Below are 11,700 nucleotides of genomic sequence, written 5' to 3'. Positions count from 1 at the left end.
AAAAGCGTAACGCACCATTTCCAAAAAGCGTAACGCACCATTTCCAAAAAGCGTAACGCACCATTTCCAAAAAGCGTAACGCACCATTTCCAAAAAGCGTAACGCACCATTTCCAAAAAGCGTAACGCACCATTTCAAACGATAATATAAACCTGCCTCTAGGTATCGGTTAGGGCGGGTTTTGTACAAACGTTACCATCAATACCCATAAGGAAATCCCTAAACCCGCCCCTACAAAATTAAAATTCAACACTCAAAACTCAATACTAAAATGTCTAACTCTCCCTCAACCGAACCAACCGATAAAACAGGAAAAACCCGGCAACTTCTAGGCATGAAAGGTGCCGCCCCCGGTGAAAAATCGATCTGGAAAATTCGTCTCCAGTTAATGAAACCGATTACCTGGATTCCCCTAATTTGGGGGGTTGTCTGTGGCGCGGCGTCGGGCGGTGGATATACCTGGACGCCGGAAGATATCCTGAGAGCGGTAACCTGTATGCTACTGTCGGGTCCGTTGATGGCGGGGTATACCCAAACCCTGAATGACTTTTATGATCGCGAATTGGATGCGATTAATGAACCCTACCGCCCGATTCCTTCTGGGGCAATTTCGGTTCCCCAAGTGGTGACTCAGATTGTCTTGCTATTGCTGGCGGGTATCGGTGTGGCGTATGGGTTAGATCAATGGGTGGGTCATGAGTTTCCCACGTTAACCTGTTTAACGCTTTTTGGAGCGTTTCTCGCCTATATTTACTCAGCGCCGCCATTGAAGCTGAAAAAGAATGGTTGGCTGGGAAACTATGCCCTGGGTGCGAGTTATATTGCCCTTCCCTGGTGGGCGGGTCATGCTTTATTTGGAGATCTGAATTGGACGATTGTGATTCTTACCCTGTTTTATAGTCTGGCAGGGTTAGGGATTGCCGTGGTGAATGACTTTAAGAGTGTGGAAGGCGATCGCCAATTGGGGCTGAAGTCTCTCCCGGTGATGTTTGGTGTGGGTACGGCGGCTTGGATTTGTGTGCTGATGATTGATATCTTTCAAGCCGGGATTGCGGGGTATTTAATTAGCATTCATCAAAATCTCTATGCGGCGATACTGTTGCTGTTAATTGTGCCTCAGATTACATTTCAGGACATGTATTTTCTGCGATCGCCCCTGGAAAATGATGTGAAATATCAAGCCAGCGCTCAACCGTTTTTGGTTCTGGGGATGCTGGTTGCGGGGTTAGCGTTAGGTCATGCGGGGATTTAGGATTGAATGGTAGAGACGTTCCGCTGGAACGTCTCTGTTCGTCTCAAATTATTCATTGAACAGCCTCTCAAGTTCTTCTGGCGTGAAGGGGTTTTTCCCGGCGCGGAGTTCATCAATCCAGCGCTGCGATCGTGACTTTATTTCATCATTGTCAGTCAATTTGATCGCTGATTGAAAATCTTCAATTGCTCCTTCAATATTGCCTGTTCGTGCCCTAGCCAAACCACGACTTTCACGAATACTGCCATATTGAGGATACATTTCCACTCCCTTGTCGCAGAAAGACATCACATCAGCAGTATGACCATGTAGAGTACCCCGCCAACAAAGAGTATCCAAAGCAATTTCAGAAATTTCCAGGTTTGGAGCAAGTTTTTGGGCTTGGGTGTAGGATGCGATCGCCTCTTTTATTTTCCCCTCTAGTGCCAGTTCTTTTCCCTCTTCCACCTTACCTGGTGCGGCAAATTTGTGGGCGACAGCTTTGGGTTCGTTGTCTTTATCTTCTGTATCTGGATTCAGGTCAATATCTGGGTCAAAATTCAGAGCTTGGGTGTAAGATGCGATCGCCTCTTGTATTTTCCCCTGTCGTGCCAATTTCTCTCCTTCCTCAACCTTGCCTGGTGCAGCCAATGTGTGGGCGACAGCTTTGGGTTCATTTTCTATAGCTTCTGTATCGGGATTCAGGTCAATATCTGGGTCAAAATTCAGAGCTTGGGTGTAAGATGCGATCGCCTCTTTTATTTTCCCCTCTCGTGCTAAACTTTGTCCTTCCCAAACCTTACCTTGTGCAACAAATTTGTGGGCGACAGCTTTGGGTTCCTTTTCTTTATCTTCTGTATATGGATTCAGGTCAATATCTGGGTTAAATTTCAGGGCTTGGGTGTAAGATGCGATCGCCTCTTTTATTTTCCCTTGTTGTGCCAATCTCCCTCCTTTCTCAACCTGGCTCTGTGCAGCCAATGTTTGGGCGACAGCTTGCGGGTCGTTTTCTTTATCTTCTGTATATGGATTCAGGTCAATATCTGGGTTAAATTTCAGGGCTTGGGTGTAGGATGTGATCGCCTCTTGTATTTGCCCCTGTCGTGCCAATTTCTCTCCTTCCTCAACCTTGCCTGGTGCAGCCAATGCGTGGGCGACAGCTTGCGGGTCGTTTTCTATAGCGTCTGTATCTGGATTCAGGTCAACATCTGGGTCAAAATCCAGAGCTTGGGTGTAAGATGCGATCGCCTCTTTTACTTTCCCTTCTCGTGCCAATTTTTCTCCCTCTTCCACCTGGGCTAGTGCAGAAAACTGTTGTAAAACGATTTTTGGGTCTTGGTCTAGGGCTTCGGTGTCAGGATTTAGGTCAATATCTGGATCAAGGGATTTTGCTCTGCGGATAATCGCTAATGCATCTTTTTTGTTCCCTTGCCTGACCAAGGTTTTCGCCTCTGTGAGGACGCTAGGATGAATGGGGCGATTAAGGCAGATTTTACGATACTGATCTAACTCACCGATGTATGTCTGCCATTCACTGGCGGTGAGATTGCGGCTCAAGTGTTGACACGGTTTCTTGACTAAAGGCTGGGGTTCTCGCCAATGCACTTCGGCGGTGTTATCATAGCTTGCCGTAGCCACCAATTCACCATCGGGGCTGAACACCATGGCAATTACCGGACTCTCGTGGCTGATCCGAGCCACTTCTTTGCCGCTACTCACCTGGGAGATGCGGGCGGTGTTATCCCCACTTGCCGTAGCCACCAATTCACCATCGGGGCTGAACGCCACGTCATTTACCCCACTCTCGTGGCTGATCCGAGCCACTTCTTTGCCGCTACTCACCTGGGAGATGCGGGAGGTTTTGTCCCAACTTGCCGTAGCCACCAATTCACCATCGGGGCTGAACGCCACGGCATTTACCCCACTCTCGTGGCTGATCCGAGCTAATTCTTTGCCGCTACTCACCTGGGTGATCCGGGCGGTGTTGTCCTGACTAGCGGTTGCCACCAATTCACCATCGGGGCTGAACGCCACGGCATTTACCGTATTCTCGTGGCTGATCCGAGCCACTTCTTTGCCGCTACTCACCTGGGAGATCCGGGCGGTGTTGTCCTGACTAGCGGTTGCCACCAATTCACCATCGGGGCTGAACACCACGGCATTTACCCCACTCTTGTGGCTGATCCAAGCAACTTCTTTGCCGCTACTTACCTGGGAGATGCGGGCGGTTTTGTCTGAACTTGCGGTCGCCAGCCATTCACCATCAGGGCTGAACGCCACGGCATTTACCCCACTCTCGTGGCTGACTTGACTGACTGTCGCAGGTAGTAACGTCAGTCCTTCCCGCAACGCCCGATCCGCTTCTATTGAAGGTTCTTTCAACGTCTGGAAGCGTTCCATCGATTCTACAGCCAAGAGGACACTGGTTTGATATAAACCGGGCTGACTTCTAATCCATTCGGCTGTAGCCGCTAATTCCTTGGCATTAGCAATTTGGGCTTGTTTTCTTGATCGCAAACCAAATCCTACAGCTACAACAGCCAAGCCAGTGACGAAGATTAACGAAACAATCCCCACTTGAATCGTTCTCCGCGTCTGCTTTCGCTCTCGCCGTTGACGTTCTTCCTCTTGTTGGCGCAAGCGTTCTTGATACGCCTGACTCACCCGAATAAACTCCTGGGCTACATTAGAGAGTAACCCCAAGTGAGCATACTCTTCCAGAAAACTCTCCGCTTCCTGTAATTTGGGTCCTTCCAACAGAAATGCCCGTTCTTCTGGCTTCCCCTGACTCTCCCACTCGTTCGCCGCCTCTTCTAGCTTGCGCTCTTTTCGCATCGCTTCCCGGTTTTCATTCAGCCACTGGCGCAGGCGTGTCCAATGGCGAATTAGGGCTTCGTGTGCCACATCCACCACGGTTAATGTCGCCCCACTCTCTCCCCGCACCCGCAGTTGGGACGTAACCAGTAACCGCGCATCGGCTAACTGAGTAATTACCTGTTCAACTAATTCTTTAGATAACTCATCGTTGATAAACTCTTGTTTAAATACCTGTCGGCGGGTGTCTTCGGTTCCTTCTCCCAGTTGAGTCAATTCCAGAAAAATCCGTTTAGCTATCAGTTGCTGTTCTTTAGACAGAGACTCATACACCTGATCTGCCCGTTTTTGCAGCGTTCCCTTGACCCCACCCAGTTTGGTATAGTCTGCCAAGGTCAACAGATTCATCTGCCGCTGCCGCCACAGTTCAGTGAGGGTATATTGCAATAGGGGTAAACTTCCGGGTCCCTCGACATCATGGAGCATTTGGGTCACCAGTTCCCGCTCGATTTCTAAGCCGACTTGTTTGGCGGGTTCGGTGATGGCGGCGGCTAATTCTTCAGTCTTCATTGGGGTGATGGTGACTAAATTCTCTTGGATTCGGTGAGCGAGTCCCCCATAGTCCTGTTCCGCACATTTGCCAAAGAAGTCCGCCCGCATGGTAATTACGACGGTGAGATTTAACCTGAGACCTAACCCCCCAGCCCCCTTCCCTGCAAGGGAAGGGGGAGCAAGAGTCTCATCTTGTGTTTGCTGATGATCTGAGGTGATACGTTGGTTCGGGCGCACATCCGGGCGCTGATGAGGGCGCAAGCCTTGCGCCCCTACATGATCAACACTATTTAACGGATTAACCGCCGCCATATTCCCCTCCCCTTGCAGGGGAGGGGCTAGGGGAGAGGTCGATTCTAAACCTTGCCCTTGCTGATAATCGGGTAATTTCTGGTCTGAGGTGATACGTTGGTTCGGGCGCACATCCGGGCGCTGATTAGGGCGCAAGCCTTGCGCCCCTACATGATCAACACTATTTAACGGATTAACCGCCGCCATATTCCCCTCCCCTGCAAGGGGAGGGGTTAGGGGAGAGGTCGATCCCAGTAAACACTCCAAAAAATGTCCCCGTTCCCTGTCATCCTGACACAGGGTAAACACTTCCTCAAACTGATCCACCACCAACACCACACGAGGCGCATCAATCGCCCCAACCAACTCCGCTAAACCCGCCGCCCCCTGAGACGCCAATCGTTCAACGTCTCCTGACTCCGTCGCCTCATCCACAAACGCCAAGGCTAAACTCTTTAACGGATGCTCTCCCGGTCGAAAAATCCGAATCGCCCATTGGTCACTTCCCGACAAACGCTGTCCCAGTTTCAACTGATATAATAAACCCGCTTTAACCAGAGACGACTTACCACTCCCCGACGCACCCACCACCGCCAGAAAATTCCCCTGGCGTATTTTCGCCAATAACTGATCCGTCAACGCGGTGCGCCCATAAAAATATTTAGGATCGTGATCATTAAACTCAAAGGACTCCAATCCCTTATAGGGACAGACTCCTGCCATTAATACCGCCCGTTCTATCGTTTCCTTTCTCCCCGTCAGCAGAATCTCACCGCCAGAGTTGTGGAAAATTGGACGTTGGCGCGAGGTCAATAACTGACGATTAATCGCCTCGACTAAACTATAATTCGTCACCCATCCCTGTGACTTTCCCTCTGGACGCAAACCCGGTAACAGCGCCCCGGTTAATACCCCATGCTGTCCGCCAAATTCCTCATACGCCACTTCAAAATCACGAGACGCCGCAATAAAACAGCGATCACGTGCTTCCCCCATCGCCCCCGGATCAGCTTCCAAAAAGTTGAGCAATTCCCCACTATGACAGCAATCCAGCCAAACAATCTGCTGACGCACGGGACTTTCTTGCAGTAATCGCCGTAACCATTGCAACGAAACCCCCCATTTACCATCTTGAGGTTTCACATCACTGGTTGCCAAAAATCCTTCACTGACTCCCCCTTGGTCATTCCGCAACCCATGTCCCGCAAAAAACAGCAACGCCGTATCCGGAACTTGGCGACTAGGGGGATTAAATAAATTTGCAATAGCTTCTTGTAGCGTTTTCACCCGTACCAATTGGGTGGGATGAGGCTTAGCGGCTACCTGGGGGTTCCCTGCATCATCATAAACTTCTGGTAACCGCCGCACTCGGAACTGTCCGTAGGTTTCCAGAACCTGCGCCACCGCCTCAGCATCGGCGGCGGGTTTATCCAGATGTCGGGGTTTTTCCGTCCGTCCGTCTCGGAGTAGCGGATAAAGATTAATCCCGACGACTAAAGCTTCCCTATCCATTGCTGCTAATTTGTAGAGTTCAGCAATTCAACTTTATCATAGGTTTTTTTAAGTTTATTTTTATCTCTACAAAAAAAATAAATTTATAATTTTTGTTTCCTATATATACAATAATCTGAAATATCCAAATAAAGGTTTGTAGAATGACGAGTAAAGGGTGTAGTCCCTAATTGACCAGCTAGCCATCTGGCAGAATTCTGAAAATGCTGGGGTATTATCCTCAATGGGGAACTGGTAACTGGTCACCGCTCACCGCTCATAATTCTTTATCTTTTTTAACACTATTGAGAGTTGCCAATGGATAATCTAACCGCGAACACTACATTACTGGCGCTATTGCTTGCCCTCCAGGATTTTGAAACATCCTTAACTGAACAAGAACAAGCCGCGTTTACGGATATTGCCTATCAATTACAATTAGAACCTGATGCCTGGGAGTCAGAAATCGTCCCTAGTTTAGTCTCAATCATCCAGGTGAATCCCAACTTAAATCAACTTTATCAAACCGCTAAATCTCAACTTGATACAATCGGTAATACCCTTCCCGACGATTTACTCCCCACCTCAGCCGAACTCGAACACGTCGCCTCTGCTACTGCACCAAGACCACGCGGTTTTGCTCCCGTGATGGACGAGTCTGAGTCAGAGAGTCTAGAAATTAACAACATCGCGATCGATATATTATCGCAGCCTAACCCATCTGCAACGGCTAAAAAACTCAGTAGTTTGGAAAAACTCAAACAATTTTTGCAAAAGCCTACAGCTAATACATAATTTCAGTAGACTGAAAAGGTTTAGATTGCTTGCCCCAAGAATTCAAGTTCTTGGCTGGTAGCACAAATCGTCTTGAAGCGACTAGAATTCTTTTACAGCGCTACGCGCTAGGCAATGGGCAATAGGCAATGGGCAATAGTGAAGAAAAACACTTACCTTACAAGGGATTGACCCTTCGACTTCGCTCAGGGTCAAAGCGATTTAAATTTTTCTTCTTTTGTCCTAACGTGTGTGTGTAGTGCTATACAGTCGTCTTTAGACGACTTTAGCTTTTAGCCTTGGGTTTGAACCCAAGGCTGGTTAACGCTTGAGAATTGCTATATTCGTTTTTATATCAATATCCCTAAATTATGAGTGATATTATCTATCCTACCCTCGATCTATTTCTCTATGACCTCAGAAACGGCTTAGGTGAAAGTCAAGCAGAAATTGAACAAAATCGCACTTATTTTCAGAAAAAACTCCCCGCCAGCGTTCACCCTCTCCTTTTTCAAAAAGATAACTATTTTGAAGTCGAATATCAAGAACTCCTGCCAAAAATTCACGGTTTTGAGACCCCGGCTGAACCCGATTCCTTGCAAGGCTATTACTATCCCGTGCGTTTAGGCGACACCTACGGACTCATTCTCGACTGTTCGATTAACAATCAAACCGAACCCCAACCCGCCCAATCTTTTGCCACCCTAAAAGCTGAAATTGAACAACGATCGCACGGTGAAACCGCCACCATTGGACAAAGCTGGATGATGTCTGGCTGGCTTCCTCACCCAGAAACTCAAAATCCTGAAGCGATTGCCAAAGCCTGTTACAAGTCATTAATTCCTAATGGAAATTGGCAACAAGATTTAGAAGGACAAGGGCAATTTTTAGGGGCAACGATCTATGAACTCAAGCGCTACCGCTTGGTGATGAAAGAGGACACAGATATCACCAATCTTGCCAACTTACAAGATAACCAACATATTCTAATTATCCTCTATCCCGATAGAGCCGCCGCCGAAACTGCTGCCCGTTTCTATGATGACTGGTTACGCTTATTCTGTTACCGCAACAAAATCCTTTGGGCTTACAGTCAAAGCCGTCTATTAAAGCAAACCATTAAACATCATTTTGCTGCCATTGAAGCAGGACGAAAATCAATTGATCTGGCGCGATCGCAGGGACGAGAATTTGACAAAGTTCGCCAACACTTAGAACAAACTCAGGATATTTTAAATCGCTATACAATTAACCTAAACCAGCTTGACTTTCAAGCCCGCACGATTGATATTAATCTGAGTAACTATAAAAAACGAGTCGCCCGCATCGCCAAACAATCAGAAAGTGACTTAGCCTTTTTAGAGGAATTTAGCGAATTAGTCACCGATAAATACCTGCTGCAAATCCACAAAGACACCGAAAATCTGGAACGCGGACTGAGATTACTCGAAGACACCATTAACGCGATTCGCTCTCGTGTAGAATTAGATAAAGCCGAACGCGATCGCAACTTCCAAGATACCGTGGCTGTAATCGGTGTCGGTTGGACGGTTGGTTCCTTTGTCGCCTCTCTAGACAAGCTAGGTGAGGACAAACAAGACCCCATTCGATTGCTAATTTCCAATTCTCAACTTGTTCCTAAACCTTGGGTTGAACCCGCTATCCCCCTCACCTACACCCTAACTGTCGCCTTAGCGGCGGCGTTAGTCACATGGATAATTCGGCGGTTTTGGTCTTGAGTTTGTAGTTGCGCTGTCTTCGCCATAAACGCATCGCCCTATCAGGATTAACTTAAACGTTATATTCAAGTGAGGTACACAGACAGATCCCCGACTTCTCCAAGAAGTCGGGGATCTTGCTTAATTCCCCCGTTCCCAACTTCAACCCCTAAACGGGCGACCCGAGTTCATTAAGTGGATACAATTGTTCATTAATGCAAGCGGGTCGCCCCTACAGGTTATATCGAATCCTGTTGATTGCACACAAATACAATCACGTCATCAGGAGGGTTTCAGCCATTTTTAGTGAGATTGTTTAACCGGATTTGATATTATTTATCCCTATCATCCCCACGGAAAGGGTGCTGACCAACTGCCAGTTCTTGTTTACTCTGTCTCAAATTATGCCACAACTCTTTAATTTGTTTATAGGCAGCTTCGGGTTCAACTTTACCTGCGGTTTCTAAGTTGCAAATATAGTTTACCTTTTGTGCGAATTCCTGTAAATTAGCATTAAACACCAAATTTTCTGGCTTGACATCGCCGTAATAGCGACTGCGTGGATATAAAAACTCATCTCTATCGGTCATTTTGATCTCCTATAAAAGCTATTCTTGATCAACTACAATCTAATTCCCCCCTTTTTCTCAAAAAACTTAACGATTGCTCCCATCCTTTCCTTGGTTGCTATTCCCCACACCCCATTGGGTATCCATAAAGGGGGTAGTTAACCCGGATTTGGTATAAGTATTGAGTCTAGTTCAGTTCTCTGTAGCCACGACAAAGGCTCAAGGACGGCTTCTCAGATGTTTGCCATCCTCATCTGACTCAGAATAATTAATGGTACAAATTTTTTAGACTCCCACCATCTACCATTGTAGTGAATCTGGCGTGAATAACCCAGTGCCGCCTTGGGGGACAGGGGTTTGGTGACCCATGGGTGTCAACTTAAGCCACATTACCCACGATAGGATACTGGGTGTGGGGTATGGGGTATGGGGTGTGGGGTATGGGGTATGGGGTGTGGGGTGTGGGGGAAAGCGAGCAATTTTGGCTCACTATGTATTAAACGGAACCTGTTTGAAAAAAACATTGTGGATGAATAGGTGAGGTGAATGGTGGTAGGTGTGAGGTTTTTTAGCCGACACCCGACACCCGACACCCGACACCCGACACCCTTGCTCAACCGAGCTTTCACCTTAAGTTGACACCAATGGTGGTGACCAAACCCCTACGGCTTAACTGACCATTCTATCGAACCAACTCTGATTATGTCTCAACCGCAAAAACTATACGAAGGCAAAGCCAAAATCCTTTATCCGACTGAAGATCCAGAGATTCTCCTCAGCGTCTACAAAGATGATGCAACTGCCTTTAATGCCCAAAAGCGAGGTCAAATCGTCGGTAAAGGGGAAATGAATTGCGCGATCGCGGCTCACTTGTTTAAGTTTCTAGAATCTCAAGGGATTCGTACCCATTTCATTGACTGTCCCACCTCCAACCAGATGCGCGTCAAGCGGGTAACCATTTTACCTGTGGAAGTTGTGGTCAGGAACATTGCCGCAGGGAGCCTGTGTCAACAAACTGGATTACCCCTGGGCAAAATACTGCCCCAACCCTTGGTGGAATTCTACTATAAGAAGGACGAATTAGGAGATCCCTTGCTCACTCGCGATCGCTTATTACTCCTAGAACTGGCAACACCCGACCAACTCAACCAGCTAGACCAACTAGCATTACAAGTTAACCAGAGTCTTACCGCCTTTTTCCAAAGCTGCGGCATTACCCTAGTGGACTTTAAGCTAGAATTCGGCATTGATGCCAACCAACAGTTGCTCTTAGCCGATGAAATTAGCCCCGATACCTGTCGTCTGTGGAACCAAGCGGAAACTGATCCCCAACAGCGAGTCATGGACAAAGACCGCTTTCGTCGGGATCTCGGACAAGTCGAACAAGCCTATCAGCAAGTTCTAGAGCGAGTGCTAACCCAAGACGGCAGAAAGTAGAAGGCAGAGGACAGAACGCTGTAAGGTTTAGGATGTCTGCTTTTTTCTGTGCTGGTTAACGGGTAGGTATGAGTAGCCAAGCCGTGCTAGGGGGACTTAATCGCTTCAGAGTAAGCGAGGTGATGAAAATCCTGGTATTTTGTCCTTTATCAGTTAAATGATGACATCTTAAGTTTAAAGCAACTCGATGTCAGATCCTAAGTCAACTTAACCGGGCTTGTTCAGTAGCCAATCGCTCAACTGAGTAACAAGCAGTGAACAACGGATAAAAGCTGATCGCAACCCTTGCAATCAACGTGGTGTGTGGACGTGTCAAAAAATCTGAGGATCATGCGCTTATCTCCTTTATTAACGGCAATTCTTGCGGTAACGGCTAGCATCGGTTTATCGAATTCCCCTAGCCATGGACAAACAAGTGACCAACCTATCCGCGACTTTGAACCTAGTCAACGGGATGGGTTAAAAGACCATGAGAAAATGGGGATGCCAGACTACCCCGCAGCAACAACGGCTCAACATTGGCTGAGTGAAGCCGTTAATGAAACCAGCGAATCGACTACAAACAGTCCTAGAGGTGAGGGAGAATCGATTTCCCAGCCGATTCAGGACAATCCAGCGATTCATCAAATTGAGGTAGGTTCAACGCCATTACCATCGGTTCAACCAACACATCAGGGGAGAGTTCATCACCATGATGTTGCTTCTCCTCAGTTCGCTCAAGTTATGGACGAATCGACAACAGACAGTCCTAGAGGTGAGGTAGAAGCGATTTCCCAGCCGATTCAGGATAATCCAGCGATTCATCAAATTGAGGTGGATTCAA

Annotated in this window: 7 protein-coding genes and 1 pseudogene; 5 read left to right on the top strand and 3 right to left on the bottom strand. The window is 47.6% G+C overall.

Annotated elements, in window-relative coordinates:
- The coding region (locus RIE73_RS31220; protein WP_446404866.1) for a hypothetical protein at window positions 1–189 on the bottom strand (189 nt) is incomplete at its 3' end.
- 82 nt (window positions 190–271) lie between these two features.
- On the opposite strand from RIE73_RS31220, the gene chlG reads away from it, so the two are divergent.
- Window positions 272–1,252 (top strand): chlorophyll synthase ChlG, encoded by a 981-nt coding sequence (gene chlG, locus RIE73_RS31215; protein ID WP_446404865.1) that lies wholly within the window; start codon window positions 272–274, stop codon window positions 1,250–1,252.
- 48 nt (window positions 1,253–1,300) lie between these two features.
- Here chlG and RIE73_RS31210 read toward each other — a convergent pair whose 3' ends face one another.
- A complete protein-coding gene (locus RIE73_RS31210) occupies window positions 1,301–6,400 on the bottom strand; it encodes an nSTAND1 domain-containing NTPase (protein WP_446404864.1) in 5,100 nt (1,699 codons plus the stop codon).
- 297 nt (window positions 6,401–6,697) lie between these two features.
- On the opposite strand from RIE73_RS31210, the gene RIE73_RS31205 reads away from it, so the two are divergent.
- Complete coding sequence (locus tag RIE73_RS31205) at window positions 6,698–7,174, top strand: hypothetical protein (RefSeq protein WP_446404863.1); 477 nt, start codon at window positions 6,698–6,700, stop codon at window positions 7,172–7,174.
- Between the two features lie 350 nt (window positions 7,175–7,524).
- Complete coding sequence (locus RIE73_RS31200; RefSeq protein ID WP_446404862.1) at window positions 7,525–8,892, top strand: hypothetical protein; 1,368 nt, start codon at window positions 7,525–7,527, stop codon at window positions 8,890–8,892.
- Window positions 8,893–9,203: 311 nt separating this feature from the next.
- Here the strand turns inward: RIE73_RS31200 and RIE73_RS31195 are convergent, their stop codons facing one another.
- The gene (locus tag RIE73_RS31195) at window positions 9,204–9,461 is read right to left on the bottom strand and encodes a DUF7219 family protein (RefSeq protein WP_446404861.1); all 258 of its coding nucleotides are present in this window, start codon (window positions 9,459–9,461) and stop codon (window positions 9,204–9,206) included.
- Window positions 9,462–10,142: 681 nt separating this feature from the next.
- Between RIE73_RS31195 and purC the strand changes: the two genes are divergently transcribed.
- Together purC and RIE73_RS31185 are read left to right on the top strand one after the other, a co-directional pair.
- Entirely contained in the window at window positions 10,143–10,877 is a 735-nt protein-coding gene (gene purC, locus RIE73_RS31190; RefSeq protein WP_446404860.1) for a phosphoribosylaminoimidazolesuccinocarboxamide synthase, read from the top strand.
- A gap of 330 nt (window positions 10,878–11,207) precedes the next feature.
- Window positions 11,208–11,700: pseudogene (locus tag RIE73_RS31185) on the top strand (BamA/TamA family outer membrane protein); the annotation flags it as partial.

Source organism: Coleofasciculus sp. C1-SOL-03, from assembly GCF_040220555.1.
GTDB lineage: Bacteria > Cyanobacteriota > Cyanobacteriia > Cyanobacteriales > Coleofasciculaceae > Coleofasciculus.
The sequence above is the reverse complement of the archived record's forward strand: the minus strand, read 5'-3'. Positions and strand labels throughout refer to the sequence as shown.

What these genes read in the sequence shown, in the direction of transcription:
- chlG (WP_446404865.1), top strand. Translation starts at nt 272, where the DNA reads ATGTCTAACTCTCCCTCAACCGAACCAACCGATAAAACAGGAAAAACC.
- RIE73_RS31210 (WP_446404864.1), bottom strand. Translation starts at nt 6,400, where the DNA reads ATGGATAGGGAAGCTTTAGTCGTCGGGATTAATCTTTATCCGCTACTC.
- RIE73_RS31205 (WP_446404863.1), top strand. Translation starts at nt 6,698, where the DNA reads ATGGATAATCTAACCGCGAACACTACATTACTGGCGCTATTGCTTGCC.
- RIE73_RS31200 (WP_446404862.1), top strand. Translation starts at nt 7,525, where the DNA reads ATGAGTGATATTATCTATCCTACCCTCGATCTATTTCTCTATGACCTC.
- RIE73_RS31195 (WP_446404861.1), bottom strand. Translation starts at nt 9,461, where the DNA reads ATGACCGATAGAGATGAGTTTTTATATCCACGCAGTCGCTATTACGGC.
- purC (WP_446404860.1), top strand. Translation starts at nt 10,143, where the DNA reads ATGTCTCAACCGCAAAAACTATACGAAGGCAAAGCCAAAATCCTTTAT.